We start from the raw sequence: 18348 nt of genomic DNA on the forward strand, positions 1-18348 counted from the left end.
GTCGTGGAGACGGTCGGCCTGTCCGGGCGCCTCAAGCACCGCCCCAGCCAGCTCTCCGGCGGCCAGCAGCAGCGCGTCGCGGTGGCCCGCGCGCTGGCCTCCCAGCCGGAGATCATCTTCGCCGACGAACCGACCGGCAACCTCGACTCCCGCTCCGGCGCCGAGGTGCTCGGCTTCCTGCGCGAGTCCGTACGGGCGATGCAGCAGACCGTCGTCATGGTCACCCACGACCCGGTCGCCGCCGCCTACGCGGACCGGGTGATCTTCCTCGCCGACGGCCGCATCGTCGAGGAGCTGTACGAGCCGACCGCCGACGCCGTCCTGGACCGGATGCGGCTGTTCGACGCCAAGAACCGTACGAGCTGACGTCCGCCGCCGACACCTCACCCCAGGACTGACACCACCACCATGTTCCGAACCGCCCTGCGCAACGTACTCGCGCACAAAGCCCGCCTGATGATGACCGCGCTCGCGGTCCTCCTCGGCGTCGCCTTCGTCTCCGGCACCCTGGTCTTCAGCGACACGGTCGGCGAGGCCGTCAAGAAGGCCTCCGCCAAGAGCTTCAAGGACGTGGCCGTCTCCGTACAGGCCACCTACGAGGGGCCGTCCGAGGACGAGAGCGGACGCCGCAGCACCCGGCTGAACGACCGGCTGGCGGACCAGGTCCGCTCGCTGCCGGGCGTGGCCGCCGTCCACACCAACGTCACCGGCCGGGCCACCGTCGCCGACAAGGACAACCAGCCGATCGGCAACGACTGGCAGAACGTGGCCACCAACTACCAGGCGGGCGACGGCGGCAAGGACAGCCGCTACCCGCTCGTCCGGGGCCGCGGCCCGGCCACGGCCGGTGAGATGGCGCTCGACGAGGCCACCGCCGAGAAGGGCGGCCTGAAGGTCGGCGACACCGTACGTTTCGCCACCGACGGGCCGGCCCTGTACAAGAAGCTCGTCGGCATCGTCCACTCCGAGGACCCGCAGGTCACCGCGGGCGGCAGCCTCGCGCTGTTCGACACCGCCACCGCGCAGAAGCTGTTCGTGCACCCCGGCCAGTACGACGAGCTGGTGGTGGCCGCGAAGCCCGGCACCGACGAGAAGGCGCTGACCGCCGCGGTCGAGAAGCTGCTGCCGAAGGGCCACGCGACGGCGACCAGCGGCACCGCGCTCGCCGCCGACCAGGCCAAGATGGTCGAGCAGAGCAACCAGGCGATGAGCAAGACGCTGCTGGTGTTCGCCGGTATCGCCCTGTTCGTCGGCATCTTCATCATCGCCAACACCTTCACCATGCTCATCTCCCAGCGCAGCCGCGAGATCGCGCTGATGCGGGCGATCGGCGCCTCCCGCCGCCAGGTGGTGCGCTCGGTGCTGGCCGAGGCGGGCCTGCTCGGCCTGGTCTCCTCCGTCGTCGGGTTCGCGCTCGGCACCGGTATCGCGATCGGCATGCGGACCGTGCTGGACGCCAACGGCGCGGGCTTCCCCGACGGCCCCCTGGTGATCAGCCCGAACGCCGTGCTGTCCGCGCTGGGCGTCGGCGTGCTGGTGACCGTACTGGCCGCCTGGCTGCCGTCCCGGAAGGCCGCGAAGATCGCCCCGGTCGAGGCGCTGAGCACCGTGGACGCGCCGCCCGCGCTGCGCGGCATGGTCCTGCGCAACGTCATCGGCGCGATCGTCACCGCCGCCGGTGTCGCGGTGATGCTCTACGTCTCCACGCTGAAGAACGCCGACGACATCACCCCCGCCATGCTGGGCTCGGCGCTCACCCTGATCGGCGTCATCATCCTCGCGCCGCTGCTGTCCCGGCCGCTGGTCGCGCTGGCCGGCCGGATCACCACCCGGCTCTTCGGGGTCAGCGGCAAGCTGGCCAAGGAGAACGCGCTGCGCAACCCGCGCCGTACCGCCGCCACCGCCTCCGCCCTGATGATCGGCCTCACCCTGATCACCGGCATGACGGTCGCCGGCGTCTCGGGGCAGCGGGCCTCGGACGAGATGTCCGCGCAGGGTCTGACCGCCGACTACCAGGTCACCACGTCCAACTTCCGCGGTCTCGACCCGAAGCTGACGAAGAAGGCCGCCGGCCTGCCCGGGGTGGAGGCCGCGGTGCCCATCCGCTCGGCCGCCTTCGAGACGGACGGCGGCTACGGCTCGCTCACCGGCACCGACCTCGCACGGATCGACAAGGTCGCCGGCCTCACGTTCCGCAGCGGGTCGCTGGAGGCCGTGCGCGCCGGCGGGGTCGCCGTCGCCCGCTCGAAGGCGGAGAAGATGGGCTGGAAGGTGGGCGACTCCCACGAGGTCGGTTTCTTCACCGGCACGGACAAGAAGGAGAAGGCCACCCTCAAGGTCGCCGGCATCTACGAGGACAACGCCGTCGTCGGCGACCTGTTCGGTGCCACCGCGCTGGTCGACCCGCACGTCAAGCCCCTCAAGGACGAGAAGGTCCTGGTCAAGACCGCGAACGGGTCCGACGCCGGGCTGGTGAAGGAGATCCGCAAGGCGCTCGGCGACAGCCCGCTGCTCAAGGTCCAGGACAAGGACGACCTGCGCAAGGAGAACGCCGGGCAGATCGACACCGTCCTGAACATGGTCTACGGGCTGCTCGGCATGGCCGTGATCATCGCGGTGGTCGGCGTGGTCAACACCCTGGCCATGTCGGTCTTCGAACGCACCCGGGAGATCGGGATGCTGCGCGCGATCGGCCTCGCCCGCAACGGCATCAAGCAGATGGTCCGCCTGGAATCCGTCGTCATCTCCCTGTTCGGCGCGATCCTCGGCATCGGCGTGGGCGTCTTCCTCGCCTGGGCCGGCGGCAAGATGGCGGCCGCCTCGATGCCGACCTACGAGATGATCCTGCCCTGGGACCGGCTCGGCATCTTCCTGGCGATCGCCCTGGTCGTCGGCGTCCTCGCCGCCGCCTGGCCGGCCCGCCGCGCCGCCCGCCTCAACATGCTGGAGTCCATCGGCTCCCAGTGACCGCCCAGGAGGCGGCCCCCGCCCGTCCGCCCCGCCCCTTCCCCCGGGGGCGGGGCGGACGTCTTTCCGGCGCGGGGCGGGCGACGGGGTTGGCTCGCCCCGAAAGGGCAACTCGCTGCGGCATGGCAGCCGAATCCTCCTCAGAGAAACCCACCGCGCTGACCGCCCACTCGTGGTGGTCCGTACTGCGGCGTACTGCCAAGGAGTTCGTGGACGACGAACTCCACGACCGCGCCGCGGCCCTCACCTACTACGGAGTGCTCTCCCTCTTCCCGGCGCTGCTGGTGCTCGTCGCGATGCTCGGGGTGATCGGGAAGTCGGCAACCGACACCGTGCTCGGCACCCTTGAGCAGATCACGCCGGCCGCCGCGCAGCAGATCCTGGGCGGCGCGGTGCGCCAGCTCCAGAACGGGCCCGGCACGGGCAGTGTGCTGGCCGTCCTGAGCCTGCTGGCCGCGCTGTGGTCGGCCTCCGGCTACATCGCGGCCTTCATCCGGACCGCCAACGCCGTCTACGACCTGCCGGAGGGGCGGCCGGCGTGGAAGACCCTGCCGCTGCGGCTCGGCGTCACGGTCGTGCTGATGGTGCTGCTGGCCGTCAGCGCGGTGATCGTGGTCTTCACCGGCTCGCTGGCCCGGCAGGCGGGCCGCGGCCTGGGCATCGGTGACACCGGCCTCGCGGTCTGGTCGATCGCCAAGTGGCCGGTCCTGGTCCTGCTCGTGGTGCTGATGATCACCATCCTGTACCGGGCCACGCCCAACGTGCGGGACCAGGGTCTGCGGTGGCTGACTCCGGGCAGCTTCCTGGCCGTCGCGCTGTGGCTGGCCGCCTCGGCGGGCTTCGCGCTGTACGTGGCGAACTTCGGCTCGTACAACAAGACGTACGGCACCCTGGCGGGCGTCATCGTCTTCCTGGTCTGGCTGTGGCTGTCGAACCTGGCGGTCCTGCTGGGCCTGGAGTTCGACGCCGAACTGGCCCGGCAGCGGGCCATCGCCGAGGGGCACCCGCCGCGGGAGGAGCCGTACGTCGAGCCGCGGGACACCCGTAAGTGGCCGGACCGCCTGCGGTGGCCGCGCAGGCGCCGCCGGACGGGGCCGCAGCCGTCGCCCGACCACTGAGCACGGGCGGGCACTGCCCCAAAAAGGTGAGCGCCTGCACTACCGCCGCCCCAGCGGGTACCCCTGTCCTTCCGGAGCCCCACCCACGGCGCGGACCCGAGCGCCTTCGAGTGCTGAAGGAAACCGAGAGCAGTGACAGACGTAGCAAGCCAGGGACCGGCACCCGGCGACGACCGCCCGGTGCTCACCAACCGGCAGGGCCATCAGGTCTACGACAACCAGAACCAGCGGACGGTCGGCGCGCGCGGACCGGCCACGCTGGAGAACTACCAGTTCCTCGAAAAGATCAGCCACTTCGACCGGGAGCGCATCCCCGAGCGGGTCGTGCACGCCCGCGGCGTGACCGCCTACGGCTACTTCGAGAGCTACGGGAAGTGGGGCGACGAGCCCGTCGGCCGCTACACCCGGGCCAAGCTGTTCCAGGAGGCCGGCAAGCGCACCGACGTCGCCGTACGGTTCTCCACCGTGATCGGCGGCCGGGACTCCTCCGAGGCGGCCCGCGACCCGCGCGGCTTCGCGGTGAAGTTCTACACCGAGGACGGCAACTGGGACCTGGTCGGCAACAACCTGGGGGTCTTCTTCATCCGGGACGCCATCAAGTTCCCCGACGTCATCCACTCCCTCAAGCCCGACCCGGTCTCGCACGAACAGAAGCCGGCCCGCATCTTCGACTTCATGTCGCAGACGCCGGAGTCGATGCACATGCTGGTCAACCTCTTCAGCCCGCGCGGCATCCCGGCCGACTACCGGCACATGCAGGGCTTCGGCGTCAACACCTACAAATGGGTGAACGAAGCGGGTGACACCGTCCTGGTCAAGTACCACTGGCTGCCCAAGCAGGGCGTGCGCAGCATGACCGCGGAGGACGCCGCCGCCGTCCAGGCCGGGGAGCTGGGCCACGCCACCAAGGACCTGTACGAGGCGGTCCGGCGCGGCGACCACCCCGAGTGGGAGCTGGTCGTCCAGATGATGGACGACCACGACCACCCCGAGCTGGACTTCGACCCGCTGGACGACACCAAGACCTGGCCGGAGCAGGACTTCCCGCCCCGGCCGGTGGGCCGGATGGTGCTCAACCGGATGCCGGACAACTACTTCGCCGAGAACGAGCAGATCTCCTTCGGCACCGGCGTCCTCGTCGACGGCCTGGACTTCTCCGACGACAAGATGCTCATCGGGCGGACCTTCTCCTACAGCGACACCCAGCGCTACCGCGTCGGCCCGAACTACCTCCAGCTCCCGGTCAACCACGCCAAGAACGCCACCGTGCACACCAACCAGCGCGACGGCCTGATGGCGTACCAGCAGGACCAGCACGGACAGAACCCGGAGGTCAACTACGAGCCGTCGATCACCGGGGGCCTGCGGGAGGGCACCTATCCGACCCACGACGAGCAGGGGCCGGAGATCCGGGGCCGGCTCACCCGCAAGCGCATCCCGCGCGCCAACGACTACCTCCAGGCCGGCCAGCGCTTCCGCCTCATGGAGGACTGGGAGCGCGACGACCTCGTCACCAACCTCACCGCCATGATCTCCCAGGCCGACCGGCCGGTGCAGGAGCGGATGGTGTGGCACTTCCTGCTGGTCGAGAACGAGCTGGGGCTGCGGGTCGGCGAGGGGCTGGGCATCGGCCCGAAGGACGTCGCCCACCTGGAGCCGCTGACGGGTCAGGACCTGACGGACGAGGACCGCAAGCGGCTGGCGCGCCTCGGTGACAACCCGCCGCGGGACGTCACCGGGCTGACCATGACCCACTGCGTACCCGACGAGCGGCACACCGTCGCCTCCTGAGGGGCACGGTGACCGCACGGACGACGACGCCATGAGGCGGCACGGCCCCGCCGGCGATCCGACGGGGACGTGCCGCGGGCGCACCAGGGTGGCCCTCCCCGCCTGCCGCGCGAGGGGCGCCACGGGAGGAGGAACGATCGGGCATGGCAGCGGCGAAGCGGTACGCGGTCGCGGCGTCGGGCCGGTGGGTGGACGACGAGGATGGGCGGCGGCTGCCCGCCGGTGAGGTGCACGCCTGGGAGCAGGGACTCAACCAGACCGTGTGCGGTCTCTCGCTCAGCCGCTCCCGGCTCGCCCGTTTTCCGCACATCGCCTGGCCCGACATCCTCCCCGAGTCCGGTGGGGCCGCGGACCGCGTCCAGCGGGTGTGCCCCCGCTGCGCGTCCGTCGCCGGACGCCGGGGCGGTGACGCCCGGCCCCGCTGGCACCGGGTGAACCCCAGGCCGTGACGGCCCGGCGCCACGGCGGACGCGCGACAGCCGCGTACCCGCCGGAACCCGGCGCGCCGACGCCGCCGTGCGGACGTACGGCACGGCGGCGCCGGGCGCCCGGGGGTGGTCAGCCGGGCCAGGTGCCGGTGGCCTTGCGGACGGCCACCGCGCCGCTGCGGTCCACGGCCGCCTTGACCACCGCGAGCGTCGCGCCCTGGAGCGCGGCGGCGGGCAGCACCTCACGCCAGCGGCGTTCCTCGTCCGTGGCCTTCGGCGCGTCCTCCGCGCCGCCGACCAGTTTCCACAGGCGCTTGAAGAGCACCCCGGCCAGCACCCCGCCGAGGGCGCCGAACACCATTCCCAGGGGCTTGTAGAGAAGTTTGATCATCAGCGGTGTCCTTTGTTCCGGCAGGCCCGCCGGGCCTTGGCCGCCGCCTTGGCGAGCGGGCGCCCGGTCTTCTTCGTACGCAGCACGTACGGACGTACGCGCGCCTTGGTGCGGCGGCGGCGCAGCACCAGCACACCGGCCAGCAGCGCGCCGCCCGCGACGGCGGCCGTCCGGACCGCGGCGGAACCGGCCATCCGGTCGGTGGCCGCCGTGGTCCGGTGCAGCGTCCGGTCCTTGATCCGGGCCGCCTTCTCCTGCGCGCGGCTCTTCACGTCGGCCTTGTCGGCCAGCGCCGCGACGGTGTCGCCCAGCTCCTGCCGAGTCTGTTCGATGCGGGCGCGCAGTTCGGCCGGGCTCGCGCCGGAACCGCCGCCGTTCCTGGAGTCGCCGCTCATCGCCGGGCCGCCTCCTTGATCTCCTCGATGTCCTTGCGCACGCTGCGCACGGCCTCCTCGGGCACCGGCGGGGTGGCGCGGCGGATCCGCTGCCGCCCCAGCAGCCCGAGCACCGCCGCCAGCACCAGCAGCGCGCCCACGACCACCAGGCCCGCGGCCCACAGCGGCAGCACCAGCCCGAGCGCGATGATCGCGGTCGCCACCAGCGCCTGGGCGGCCAGGAACGCCACCGTGCCGGCGCCGCCGAGCAGCCCGCCTCCCGCACCGAAGCGCTTGCCCTTGCGGGCCAGTTCCGCCTGCGCCAGCCGCATCTCGTCGCGCACCAGGCGGGAAAGCTGTTCCGACGCCTGGGTGACCAGTTCGTTGACCGGCCTGCTGTCCGGCCGGGCCGTCCGGTGATCCACGAAGTCGCTCATCCCGGTCACGCCTCCTTCCTCGTGCGCGCCGGGTACCTCCTCAGAGGCCGGTTAACCGGAACGTTGACCCGTACGGGTGCCGGGGGTGTCCCCGGGGGCGCGCTCCGGCCGGGTGCCGGGCAACGCGAACGGCGCGCGCTCCCCGGCAGGGGAACGCGCGCCGCGGGCCGCGGGGGCGGTGGATCAGAAGACCGACTCGGCCTCGTCCATGCGGCTCACCGGCACGGTCTTCAGTTCGGTGACCGCGTCGGCCAGCGGGCTCATCACGATGTCCGTACCGCGCAGGGCGGTCATCTGGCCGAAGTCGCCGCGGTGCGCGGCCTCGACGGCGTGCCAGCCGAAGCGGGTGGCGAGCACCCGGTCGTACGCGGTGGGCGTGCCGCCGCGCTGCACGTGGCCGAGGATGACCGGGCGGGCCTCCTTGCCGAGGCGGTGCTCCAGCTCGCGGGCGAGGGCGGTGCCGATGCCCTGGAAGCGCTCGTGGCCGTACTGGTCGATCTCGCCGTGGCCGTAGTCCATCGTGCCCTCGGCGGGGTGGGCGCCCTCGGCGACGCAGACCACGGCGAACTTCTTGCCCCGGTCGAAGCGCTCCTCGACCATCGCGCCCAGGTCGTTCACGTCGAAGGGGCGCTCCGGCAGGCAGATGCCGTGGGCGCCGCCGGCCATCCCGGACTCCAGCGCGATCCAGCCCGCGTGCCGGCCCATGACCTCGACGACCATGACCCGCTGGTGCGACTCGGCGGTCGTCTTGAGGCGGTCGATGGCCTCGGTGGCGACGCCGACGGCGGTGTCGAAGCCGAAGGTGCGGTCGGTGGCCGAGATGTCGTTGTCGATGGTCTTGGGCACACCGACGATCGGCAGGCCGGCGTCGGCGAGCATCTTCGACGCGGTGAGCGTGCCCTCGCCGCCGATGGGAATGAGCACGTCAATGCCGTACTCCCGGGCCAGGTCCTTGCCGTTCTCGCACGCCTCGCGCAGCCGGGCGCGCTCCAGGCGGGCGGAGCCGAGGATGGTGCCGCCGCGGGCCAGGATGCCGCTGACGGCGTCCAGGTCGAGCTTGCGGAACCGCCCGTCGAGCAGGCCCTTGAATCCGTCCTCGAAGCCGATGACCTCGTCGTCGTGGCCCGTGAGGGCACGGTGCACCACCGAACGGATCACAGCGTTGAGACCGGGGCAGTCGCCGCCCGCGGTGAGGACTCCGATACGCATGGTGCTGTGTCTCCTGTGCTCGCTGTTGGTTCTTGTGAGCCGGTCCGATTGTTTCACGGGCCGACAGGCGGTGCCCTCACGGCGTCGGGCACCACTGCGACCGCCCGCTGACACATGCGTAAAACTGGAGGGGCGGCCTATCCACAGCCGCAGGTATTGTCAAGAGGGGCAAGCTCACCATAACGGGAAATTTGACCTTCGAAGCGACGGAATGGATCGGAGAGCACGCGTGACGCGCAGCGTGTACGTGACCGGGATCGACCGCGGCGACGGCCGCCAGGTCGTCGAGCTGGGAGTCATGGAACTCCTGACCCGCCATGTGGACCGGGTGGGCGTCTTCCGCCCGCTGGTGCACGACGGCCCCGACCGGCTGTTCGAGCTGCTGCGGGCCCGCTACCGGCTCTCCCAGCCCGCCGAGACCGTCTTCGGCCTCGGCTACGAGGAGGCCGCCCGCCTCCAGGCCGAGCAGGGCACCGACGAGCTGGTCTCCCAGCTCGTCGAGCGTTTCCACCGGGTGGCCAGGGACCACGAGTACGTCCTGGTGCTCGGCTCCGACTACGCGGCCACCAGCCTGCCGGCCGAGCTGAACCTCAACGCCCGGCTGGCGAACGAGTTCGGCGCCGCGGTGCTGCCCGTCGTCGGCGGCCAGGGCCAGGAGGCCGAGTCGGTGCGCTCCGAGGCCCGCAACGCCTACCGCGCCTACCACTCGCTGGGCTGCGACGTCGTCGCGCTGATCGTCAACCGGGTGGCGCCCGAGCAGCGCGCGGCGGTCGCCGGGCAGCTCTCCGCCCACCTGCCCGTGCCCTGCTACGCGCTCCCCGAGGACGGCTCCCTCTCCGCGCCCACCGTCGGCCAGATCGTGCACGCGCTCGGTGCCGAGGTGCTGCTCGGCGACGACTCGGGGCTGGCCCGGGACGCCCGCGACTTCGTCTTCGGCGGCGCCATGCTGCCCACCTTCCTCAAGGCGCTGACCCCGGGCTGCCTGGTCGTGACCCCCGGCGACCGCGCCGACCTGGTCATCGGCTCGCTCGCCGCGCACAGCGCCGGCGCCCCGCCGATAGCGGGCGTGCTGCTGACCCTCGACGAGCGCCCGGGCGCCGACATCATGGCGCTGGCCAACCGGCTCGCCCCCGGCACCCCGGTGATCTCGGTCTCCGGCGGCTCCTTCCCGACCGCGGCGGAGCTGTTCGCCGTCGAGGGCAAGCTGAACGCGGCGGCGCCGCGCAAGGCGGAGACCGCGCTCGGCCTGTTCGAGCGGCATGTGGACACCGCCGAGCTGACGAACCGTATCTCCGTCGCCCGCTCCGGCCGCGTCACGCCGATGATGTTCGAGCACGAGCTGATCGAGCGCTCCCGCTCGGGCCGCCGCCGCGTCGTCCTGCCCGAGGGCACCGAGGAGCGCGTGCTGCGCGCCGCCGACGTCCTGCTGCGCCGCGACGTGTGCGACCTGACGCTGCTCGGCGAGGAGGAGGCGATCCGCAAGCGCGCCGCCGACCTCGCCATCGACCTGGCCGACGCGCAGATCACCGACCCGCAGACCTCGCCGCTGCGCGAACGCTTCGCCGAGCTGTACGCCAAGCTGCGCGCCCACAAGGGCGTCACCTACGAGCTGGCGTACGACGTGGTCGCGGACGTGTCGTACTTCGGCACCCTGATGGTCCAGGAGGGCCTGGCCGACGGCATGGTCTCCGGCGCGGTGCACTCCACCGCGGCCACCATCCGGCCCGCCTTCGAGATCATCAAGACCAGGCCGGGCGCGCAGATCGTCTCCTCGGTGTTCTTCATGTGTCTGGCCGACCGCGTCCTGGTCTACGGCGACTGCGCGGTCAACCCCGACCCGAACGCCGAGCAGCTCGCGGACATCGCCATCCAGTCGGCGGCCACCGCCGCCCAGTTCGGCGTCGAACCGCGGATCGCGATGTTGTCCTACTCGACCGGCACCTCCGGCTCCGGCGCGGACGTCGACAAGGTGCGCAAGGCCACCGAGCTGGTCCGGGAGCGCCGTCCCGACCTGCTGGTCGAGGGCCCGATCCAGTACGACGCGGCCGTGGACGCCGCGGTGGCCAAGACCAAGCTGCCGGACTCCGAGGTGGCCGGCCGGGCCACCGTGCTGGTCTTCCCCGACCTGAACACCGGCAACAACACCTACAAGGCCGTGCAGCGCTCGGCGGGCGCGGTCGCCGTCGGCCCGGTGCTCCAGGGCCTGCGCAAGCCGGTCAACGACCTCTCGCGCGGCGCGCTCGTCCAGGACATCGTCAACACCGTGGCCATCACGGCCATCCAGGCGCAGGGCGCGGCACCGGGCGGCTCGCCCGCCGCCGACGCCTGACACTCCCCCCACCACCCGCCCCCACAACCAACCGAAAGCTGCTTCATGACTGCCAACGCCACCCGTGTCCTCGTCCTCAACTCCGGTTCCTCGTCGGTGAAGTACCAGCTTCTCGACATGAACGACGGCTCCCGGCTCGCGGTGGGCCTCGTCGAGCGCATCGGTGAGCAGACCTCTCGCCTGGCCCACACCCCGCTGACCGGCGGTGGTGACAAGAGGGAGCGCGAGGCCCGGATAGCCGACCACGAGGAGGCGCTGAACGCGGTCGCCGAGGAGCTGGCCGCGGACGGGCTCGGCCTGGACTCGCCCGAGCTGGCGGCGATCGGGCACCGGGTGGTGCACGGCGGTCTGAAGTTCACCGAGCCGACCGTGATCGACGACGAGGTGCTCAAGGAGATCGAGCGGCTGGTGCCGGTGGCGCCGCTGCACAACCCGGCGAACATCACCGGCATCCGGACCGCCCAGGGGCTCCGCCCCGACCTGCCGCAGGTCGCGGTCTTCGACACCGCCTTCCACACCACGATGCCGGAGCACGCGGCGCGCTACGCCATCGACGTGGAGACGGCCGACGCGCACCGCATCCGCCGGTACGGCTTCCACGGCACCTCGCACGCGTACGTCTCGCGCCAGACCGCCGAGCTGCTCGGCAAGGCGCCCGAGGACGTCAATGTCATCGTGCTGCACCTGGGCAACGGCGCCTCCGCCTCGGCGGTGGCCGGCGGCCGCTGCGTGGACACCTCCATGGGCCTGACGCCGCTGGAGGGCCTGGTCATGGGCACCCGGTCCGGTGACATCGACCCGGCCGTGGTCTTCCACCTCAAGCGGGTGGCGGGCATGGACGCGGACGAGATCGACGAGCTGCTCAACAAGAAGAGCGGGCTGGTCGGGCTGTGCGGCGACAACGACATGCGCGAGATCCGCCGCCGTATCGACGAGGGCGACGAGCGGGCCGCGCTCGCCTTCGACATCTACATCCACCGGCTGAAGAAGTACATCGGCGCCTACAGCGCGGTGCTGGGCCGGGTGGACGCGGTGGCGTTCACCGCGGGCGTCGGCGAGAACGCCGCCCCGGTGCGCGAGGCCGCGGTCAAGGGCCTGGAGGAGCTGGGGCTGGCGGTGGACGCCGATCTGAACGCGGTGCGGTCCGACGCGGCGCGGCTGATATCGCCGGAGTACGCGCGGGTCGCGGTCGCCGTCGTCCCCACGGACGAGGAGCTGGAGATCGCCAACCAGACATACGCCCTGGTCAGCAACTGACCGGTGGCAACTGCGGCCGGGCGCCGACGGCACCGTACGGCGACCGGCCCGCACCCTGCTTCCCGGGCACCCGAGCCCCAATTATTCCGCTCCGAAACAAACGATAGGATCGCTCCATGCGCCGTTCCAAAATCGTCTGCACCCTGGGCCCCGCCGTCGACTCCTACGACCAGCTAAAGACGCTGATCGAGGCCGGCATGAACGTGGCCCGATTCAACATGAGCCACGGCACCCACGCGGAGCACGAGGAGCGCTACCACCGCGTCCGCAAGGCCGCCGAGGAGACCGGCCGCGCCATCGGCGTGCTGGCCGACCTCCAGGGTCCCAAGATCCGCCTGGAGACCTTCGCCGACGGCCCCGTTGAGCTGGTGCGCGGTGACGAGTTCGTCATCACCACCGAGGACGTGCCCGGCGACAAGACCATCTGCGGCACGACCTACAAGGGCCTGCCCGGTGACGTCTCCAAGGGCGACCCGGTCCTGATCAACGACGGCAATGTCGCGCTCCAGGTCGTCGAGGTCGACGGCCCGCGGGTGCGCTGCATCGTCATCGAGGGCGGCGTCATCTCCGACCACAAGGGCATCAACCTGCCCGGCGCGGCGGTCAACGTCCCGGCGCTGTCCGAGAAGGACGTCGAGGACCTGAAGTTCGCCCTGAACATGGGCTGCGACCTGGTCGCCCTGTCCTTCGTGCGGGACGCCAAGGACGTCAACGACGTGCACCGCGTCATGGACGAGGTCGGCCGGCGCGTCCCGGTGATCGCCAAGGTGGAGAAGCCGCAGGCGGTCGCCAACATGGAGGACGTCGTCGCGGCCTTCGACGGCGTCATGGTGGCCCGTGGCGACCTCGCCGTGGAGTACCCGCTGGAGAAGGTCCCGATGGTGCAGAAGCGCCTGGTGGAGATGTGCCGGCGCAACGCCAAGCCGGTGATCGTGGCGACCCAGATGATGGAGTCGATGATCACCAACTCGCGGCCGACCCGCGCCGAGGCGTCCGACGTCGCCAACGCCATCCTGGACGGCGCCGACGCGGTCATGCTCTCCGCGGAGTCCTCGGTCGGCCAGTACCCGATCGAGACCGTCAAGACGATGTCGAAGATCGTCGAGGCTGCCGAGGAGGAGCTGCTGGCCAAGGGCCTGCAGCCGCTGGTCCCGGGCAAGAAGCCGCGCACCCAGGGCGGCGCGGTGGCCCGCGCGGCCGCCGAGATGGCCGACTTCCTCAACGGCAAGGCGCTGGTCGCCTTCACCAAGTCCGGTGACACCGCCCGCCGTCTGTCCCGCTACCGCGCGGCCCAGCCGATCCTGGCCTTCACCACGGACGCCGCCACCCGCAACCAGCTCGCGCTGAGCTGGGGCGTGGAGACCTTCGTCGTCCCGCACGTGGAGCACACCGACGAGATGGTCGACCTGGTCGACGCCGAGCTGCTGAAGCTCCAGCGCTACAACGACGGCGACACCATGATCATCACCGCCGGCTCGCCCCCCGGCGTGCCCGGCACCACCAACATGGTCCGCGTCCACCACCTGGGCGGCGACCGCGGCTGACCCCGCCAGGACCTGAACACGGCTGTGGGCCGCATCCCTCACGGGGTGCGGCCCGCAGCCGTACACGGGTGGCGGGTTCAGCTCGTGATCGACTGATGCAGCCCCGGAACGGTCAGGTTGCCGCCGAACTGGCCCGCCTGGGTGATCTTCACCTTGGTGAAGTACGCGAAGGGCACGTTGATCGGCGGGGGGTGCTCCGGGTCGAAGACGATCGGGATCAGGCCGAAGAGGTTGCCCTGGAGGCGCTCGGTGTACATCGTGACCTTGCCGCCGCGGATCGTCGAGGTCGAGCCCTTGGCCGCCTGGACGTGGTACTTCTTCCCGGCCGGGCCGTCCACGATCTGGTGGAGGTCGCCGATGTCGATGCTGTCGGCGGTGAACTTCAGGGCCTGCTTGGTCCGTCCGTCGGCCATCGTGAGGTTGACGACGCCCTCGTAGTCCAGGCCGCGCAGGGTCAGGCCGCTCGACTCCAGGTACCAGGGCTGGTTCGGGACGGTGGCCGGGCTCTGCTCGTCCTGGCCGGCCGCCTTCTTCTCCTCGACGCAGGGGAACGGCTTCTTGCCGTCGGCGTCGGGGGCGTCCGGGGTGGCGCTCCCGCTGGGGGACGGGGACGGCGACGGGAGGGCGTCTCCCGCCTTGCCCTTGGCGTCGTCCAGCGCCTTGCCGGCCTTGCCGGTGGTGTCGTCGGCCGCCTTGTCCGGCTTGTCGGCGGTGTTCCCGAGGGGTCCGGTGGCCTGGCCGTCGGTTGTGCCGTCGGACGTGCCGGACGTACCGCCGGAGCCCTTGCCCGCGGGTGCGGAGGAGGACGGCGGCAGCGACGGCGACGGCGACGCACCCGGGGTGCCCGCCTCGTCCTCACCGGGATGGAAGACGTCGTGCAGCTTCTTGCCCACGCCCAGCGGGTCGTACCAGGGGTTCCGCTCCGAAGGCGTGGCCGAGGGGGAGGGAGTCGTGGACGTGCCGGCGGACGGGGACGGGGCGGGCTCGGGGGCCGTCCTGCCCTTGTCCGGGGCCGTGGCGGACGAGCCGGAGGAGGGCGGGGTGCCCGTAGGCGTACCGGAGGTGCCGGCGCCGGAGTCCTTGTCGGCGGCCTTGCCCTTCTCCGACGTGTCCTGGCCGGTCTTGTCCTGGCCGGTCCTGCCCTCTGCCGCCTTGTCCTTCTCGGCCTTCTCCTTGGCGGCCTTCTCCTTCTCCGCCTTCTCCTTGGCGGCCTTCTCCTGCTCGGCCTTCTCCTTCGCCTGCTGTTCCGCCGTGTCGGGGGCGCTGACGCACGGGCCCTTCCGGAACGGGCTCTCGGGCTGCGGCTTGGCCATCGCGAGTTGCGGTGTCAGGCCCATGCCCATCAGGACGGCCGAGGGCATCGCGGCGATGGCTATCGCCTTGCCGGCGGGTACGTGCAGCCGGGTCAGCAGCGGCTTGCGCGGGGCCGCGTGGCGCGGCCCGGTTCTCGCCCCGGGGGCGGCCGTCCTCGTCTCGTGCAGCTCGTCACCCGGCACTGTGCCTCCCGTTCGTCCCGTTGACCGGGGTCGCTCCTGCCAGGTCGTCCGGTGCGCCGCCCGCGGTACGGGCCGGTCCGCCGTCCTTGGGGGTGACGGGCCTGCCCGGCGCCCAGGAGACCCCCAGCGCGCCGCCGACCAGGCCCAGCACGAAGCCGATCAGGAAGGCGCCGAAGTTGGAGACCACCAGGGAGACCAGGGACAGCAGGATCGCCGCCACGCCCGCGAAGACGCGGGAGGCGGGCTGGAACCACATGGTCAGGCCGAGTACGACCAGGAGTACGCCGATGATCAGCGAGCCGGCGCCCGCGGTCGTCGCCATACGGACGGTCAGGGAGCCGATCGTGAGGTTCGCGTAGGGGATGTACATGATCGGGAATCCGGCCAGCAGCGTCAGCACCCCGCCCCAGAACGGGCGCTGACCTCGCCACTCCCTAAACGAAATGCGCTTGCGGCCGATGCTTTCGTTCAGCCGTGGTCGCGTGTCGGCGCTCATGTCGTACAGCTCCTCGGGACTGGCTAATCGGTGGTACGTGCGCTGGAGTGCCTGCCGCGCCGGTCACCGGCGTACGGGTACGGGGCGGGCGGCACGGCGGACGGTGCCGCCGTGCGGCATGCGCCCCGCACCCGTGCGCTCAGTGCGTCAGTAGCACTCGTTCTTGCCGCGGCTGACGTTCATGTGCAGACCGCTGAGCCTGAACGTGCCGGCCGTGGTGGCCCAGGCGCGCTGCTTGACCTTCTCGAAGTGCACGCTGTCGGCCTGCTGGGCGAAGGAGTTGGGGAGGTACTGTCCCCGACCGCTCTCGCCGGGCTTCGCCGGCCCCGGGCCCTTGGTGGTGTGGTCCACCGAGACACCGATGTCGACGTTGGTGAACGTCGCGTTGGTCTGCAGGTCGTCGGCGTCGATGTAGAGCTTCTTCGCGAAGACCCGCGGGCCGCCCTTGGCACCCGCCTTGAGCTGCATCGTCACATCGCCGAAAATCGGCACCGGGACGACGACCGACTGGCACAGATTGGTGATCTCCGCCGTTTCCATGCCCACCACGGCGACCGGGTGCTGCTGCCCCTTGTCGCCGCCGTCAAGGGCTCCGTACTGGACGAAGCCCGTGCCGTCCAGTTCGGACGCGGTGACCTTGAACTGCTGACCGGAGACGCTGAACGACGCCGCCAGCGCACCCTGCGCGATGGCGACTCCGATGGCCGCCGTCGCCGCGACGCTCGGCACCATGACAACGGCGAACCGCTTCCATCTGGTCCCGCCACGAGCCAGGGACTCCATGACTTTCCTCCTTCTCGGACGTACATCTCCGGTTGCGGTCCGGGTCTTGGGAAGACGGCGGCCGTACCTGGGATGGGAGAAGTGCTACGTCCTCGGGAAGGAGAGCGCCCGTATCGAAATGGCGTACAGGCGTACGGCGTTCCGAAGCACCGGCGATCACCCCCGAGCGACAACCACTGGCCACGCTCGCGCGTGGCCCTTGCCGGACAGGCCCTGCCGGGTGGGCAGGAACCCCCCTGTCCTGGACCGGTGGCGCTGCCGCCGGCCACTCGGTGGGGACCATGGACCCCGCGGCGCCGACCGGTTGCCGGGCGGCGGGAATGGACCGAGCGTGGCCGATCGTGGTGCATCGGCGGCTGTCGCACAAGAGGTTCGTTACTTGCGAGTAACGGAGAGATGACCACGCCGCGACGGCGCGAAATCGGGCGGGCACCCAGGGTTGCCGCCTCTGGGGCGAGGTCATGCGGTAAGCGGGGACAAACGCCAATAAACCCCCACTCACCTCTTACTCCAAGTAACAGCGGCCACGATTACCAAGGTTTGGTAAAACGTGGCCGCTGCCGAGTAGCGGGGCCCGCGCGTCTCAGGAGGCGCGGGCGACCGGATGCCGAGGGATCAGAACAGGACCCGCGCCAGGGCCGTACGGGCCGAGATCACCCGCGGGTCGTCACCGCCGATGACCTCGAACAGCTCCAGCAGCCGTACGCGCGCGGCCTCCCGGTCGTCGCCCGCGGTGCGCCGGACGGTGTCCACCAGCCGCCCGAACGCGTCCTCGACATGGCCGCCGACCAGGTCCAGGTCGGCCGCCTTGATCTGCGCCTGCACGTCGGCCGGACCCTCGGCCGCCGCCTTGCGCACCTCCTGCGGGTCCAGGTCCCGCACCCGGCGCAGCAGTTCGGCCTGCGCCAGGCCGAGCTTGGCCTCCGGGTTCGCCGGGTCGTCGGAGAGCACGTTCTTGTACGCCTGGACGGCACCGTCGAGGTCACCGGCGTCCAGCGCCTGGTTCGCGGCCTCCAGCAGCGCGTCGTACGGGCCGGCCGGCTCGGGGGCGGCCTCCTGGGGCGCGGCGTCGGCCGGCTCGACGGGCGCGCCGACGATCCCGAACTGCTGCTCGGCGGCCTGGACGAGCTGGTCCAGCACCTGACGGATCTGCGCCTCCGGGGCCGCGCCCTGGAACAGCGGGATGGGCTGACCCGCGACGACCGCGAAGACCGCCGGGATGCCCTGCACGCCGAACTGCTGGAACAGCATCTGGTTGGCGTCGACGTCGATCTTGGCCAGCACGAACTTGCCGGCGTACTCCCCCGCCAGCCGCTCCAGCAGCGGGCCGAGCTGCTTGCACGGCTCGCACCACTCGGCCCAGAAGTCGATGACGACCGGTACCTCGGTGGAGCGCTGGAGGACGTCCTGCTGGAACCCCGCCTCGTCGACGTCGTACACCAGACGGGCGCCACCGGTGGGCTGCCCCGTACGGGCGGCTTCGGCGCGCGCCTGCTCCGCCTTCTCCTTGGCTTCCCCGGCCGCCTTCACCGCGGCGAGGTCGACGACTCCACTCATGGACATGTTGCGTGGCTGCATGGGCCTATCCTCCCCCCTTCCGCGGACCGTTGCGAAAAGCGGTGCCGAAAATTCACGGTGCGCGAAAAACGCGCGGCGCCCGGCCCGCCCGTGCGGCCCGCCGGTGTGCCGGCGCAGGGCGGAGGTGCCGCGTCGCCACCGGCCCGGGGG

Annotated in this window: 16 protein-coding genes; 8 read left to right on the top strand and 8 right to left on the bottom strand. The window is 71.4% G+C overall.

Going from position 1 to position 18348, the window contains the following annotated elements; genetic code table 11:
* The 5 genes from ACH4EB_RS27890 to ACH4EB_RS27910 form a co-directional block, all read left to right on the top strand.
* The coding region (locus ACH4EB_RS27890; protein ID WP_398350594.1) for an ABC transporter ATP-binding protein at nt 1–366 on the top strand (366 nt) is incomplete at its 5' end.
* A gap of 42 nt (nt 367–408) precedes the next feature.
* Nucleotides 409–2967, top strand: coding sequence for an ABC transporter permease (locus ACH4EB_RS27895; RefSeq protein WP_398350596.1), 2559 nt, complete (start codon nt 409–411; stop codon nt 2965–2967).
* A gap of 122 nt (nt 2968–3089) precedes the next feature.
* Nucleotides 3090–4085, top strand: a complete 996-nt coding sequence (locus tag ACH4EB_RS27900) for a YihY/virulence factor BrkB family protein (protein ID WP_398350597.1) — start codon at nt 3090–3092, stop codon at nt 4083–4085.
* 132 nt (nt 4086–4217) lie between these two features.
* Nucleotides 4218–5876 (top strand): catalase, encoded by a 1659-nt coding sequence (locus tag ACH4EB_RS27905; protein WP_398350599.1) that lies wholly within the window; start codon nt 4218–4220, stop codon nt 5874–5876.
* Nucleotides 5877–6019: 143 nt separating this feature from the next.
* A complete protein-coding gene (locus tag ACH4EB_RS27910) occupies nt 6020–6325 on the top strand; it encodes a hypothetical protein (RefSeq protein ID WP_398350600.1) in 306 nt (101 codons plus the stop codon).
* 109 nt (nt 6326–6434) lie between these two features.
* On the opposite strand, the gene ACH4EB_RS27915 is transcribed toward ACH4EB_RS27910, so the two are convergent.
* The 4 genes from ACH4EB_RS27915 to ACH4EB_RS27930 all read right to left on the bottom strand — a co-directional run bounded on the left by ACH4EB_RS27915 (nt 6435) and on the right by ACH4EB_RS27930 (nt 8715).
* Nucleotides 6435–6695: a DUF4235 domain-containing protein gene (locus ACH4EB_RS27915; RefSeq protein ID WP_398350601.1), complete on the bottom strand. Its 261-nt coding sequence runs from the start codon at nt 6693–6695 to the stop codon at nt 6435–6437.
* Nucleotides 6695–7090, bottom strand: a complete 396-nt coding sequence (locus tag ACH4EB_RS27920; RefSeq protein ID WP_398350602.1) for a DUF3618 domain-containing protein — start codon at nt 7088–7090, stop codon at nt 6695–6697. The genes ACH4EB_RS27915 and ACH4EB_RS27920 overlap by 1 nt, the downstream gene beginning before the upstream one ends.
* On the bottom strand, nt 7087–7506 hold the full coding sequence (locus tag ACH4EB_RS27925; protein ID WP_398350604.1) for a phage holin family protein: 420 nt from the start codon (nt 7504–7506) through the stop codon (nt 7087–7089). Before ACH4EB_RS27925 ends, ACH4EB_RS27920 begins: the two co-directional genes overlap by 4 nt.
* 183 nt (nt 7507–7689) lie before the next feature.
* Nucleotides 7690–8715 (bottom strand): ATP-dependent 6-phosphofructokinase, encoded by a 1026-nt coding sequence (locus ACH4EB_RS27930; RefSeq protein WP_398350605.1) that lies wholly within the window; start codon nt 8713–8715, stop codon nt 7690–7692.
* A 229-nt stretch (nt 8716–8944) separates the two neighbouring features.
* Here ACH4EB_RS27930 and pta point away from each other — a divergent pair, with 229 nt between their 5' ends.
* From pta to pyk, 3 genes are all read left to right on the top strand, one after another.
* Entirely contained in the window at nt 8945–11044 is a 2100-nt protein-coding gene (gene pta, locus ACH4EB_RS27935; RefSeq protein WP_398350607.1) for a phosphate acetyltransferase, read from the top strand.
* A 45-nt stretch (nt 11045–11089) separates the two neighbouring features.
* Nucleotides 11090–12301 (top strand): acetate kinase, encoded by a 1212-nt coding sequence (locus ACH4EB_RS27940; protein WP_398350608.1) that lies wholly within the window; start codon nt 11090–11092, stop codon nt 12299–12301.
* Nucleotides 12302–12417: 116 nt separating this feature from the next.
* Nucleotides 12418–13845, top strand: coding sequence for a pyruvate kinase (gene pyk, locus ACH4EB_RS27945; RefSeq protein WP_398350610.1), 1428 nt, complete (start codon nt 12418–12420; stop codon nt 13843–13845).
* 77 nt (nt 13846–13922) lie between these two features.
* Here the strand turns inward: pyk and ACH4EB_RS27950 are convergent, their stop codons facing one another.
* From ACH4EB_RS27950 to ACH4EB_RS27965, 4 genes are all read right to left on the bottom strand, one after another.
* Nucleotides 13923–15341 (bottom strand): hypothetical protein, encoded by a 1419-nt coding sequence (locus tag ACH4EB_RS27950; RefSeq protein WP_398350611.1) that lies wholly within the window; start codon nt 15339–15341, stop codon nt 13923–13925.
* On the bottom strand, nt 15331–15837 hold the full coding sequence (locus ACH4EB_RS27955; RefSeq protein WP_398350613.1) for a DUF6114 domain-containing protein: 507 nt from the start codon (nt 15835–15837) through the stop codon (nt 15331–15333). Before ACH4EB_RS27955 ends, ACH4EB_RS27950 begins: the two co-directional genes overlap by 11 nt.
* Nucleotides 15838–15984: 147 nt before the next feature.
* Nucleotides 15985–16620 (bottom strand): DUF6230 family protein, encoded by a 636-nt coding sequence (locus ACH4EB_RS27960; protein ID WP_398350614.1) that lies wholly within the window; start codon nt 16618–16620, stop codon nt 15985–15987.
* A 615-nt stretch (nt 16621–17235) separates the two neighbouring features.
* Nucleotides 17236–18198, bottom strand: coding sequence for a tetratricopeptide repeat protein (locus tag ACH4EB_RS27965; protein WP_398350616.1), 963 nt, complete (start codon nt 18196–18198; stop codon nt 17236–17238).
* Between the last annotated feature and the right edge of the window lie 150 nt (nt 18199–18348).

Source organism: Streptomyces sp. NPDC018045, from assembly GCF_044327445.1.
Taxonomy (GTDB): Bacteria; Actinomycetota; Actinomycetes; order Streptomycetales; family Streptomycetaceae; genus Streptomyces.

Coding starts and splice junctions, on each gene's coding strand:
- ACH4EB_RS27900 (WP_398350597.1), top strand. CDS start 3,090: ATGGCAGCCGAATCCTCCTCAGAGAAACCCACCGCGCTGACCGCCCAC.
- ACH4EB_RS27960 (WP_398350614.1), bottom strand. CDS start 16,620: ATGGAGTCCCTGGCTCGTGGCGGGACCAGATGGAAGCGGTTCGCCGTT.
- ACH4EB_RS27940 (WP_398350608.1), top strand. CDS start 11,090: ATGACTGCCAACGCCACCCGTGTCCTCGTCCTCAACTCCGGTTCCTCG.
- ACH4EB_RS27925 (WP_398350604.1), bottom strand. CDS start 7,506: ATGAGCGACTTCGTGGATCACCGGACGGCCCGGCCGGACAGCAGGCCG.
- ACH4EB_RS27955 (WP_398350613.1), bottom strand. CDS start 15,837: ATGAGCGCCGACACGCGACCACGGCTGAACGAAAGCATCGGCCGCAAG.
- ACH4EB_RS27915 (WP_398350601.1), bottom strand. CDS start 6,695: ATGATCAAACTTCTCTACAAGCCCCTGGGAATGGTGTTCGGCGCCCTC.
- ACH4EB_RS27920 (WP_398350602.1), bottom strand. CDS start 7,090: ATGAGCGGCGACTCCAGGAACGGCGGCGGTTCCGGCGCGAGCCCGGCC.
- ACH4EB_RS27895 (WP_398350596.1), top strand. CDS start 409: ATGTTCCGAACCGCCCTGCGCAACGTACTCGCGCACAAAGCCCGCCTG.
- ACH4EB_RS27965 (WP_398350616.1), bottom strand. CDS start 18,198: ATGCAGCCACGCAACATGTCCATGAGTGGAGTCGTCGACCTCGCCGCG.
- ACH4EB_RS27910 (WP_398350600.1), top strand. CDS start 6,020: ATGGCAGCGGCGAAGCGGTACGCGGTCGCGGCGTCGGGCCGGTGGGTG.
- ACH4EB_RS27930 (WP_398350605.1), bottom strand. CDS start 8,715: ATGCGTATCGGAGTCCTCACCGCGGGCGGCGACTGCCCCGGTCTCAAC.
- pyk (WP_398350610.1), top strand. CDS start 12,418: ATGCGCCGTTCCAAAATCGTCTGCACCCTGGGCCCCGCCGTCGACTCC.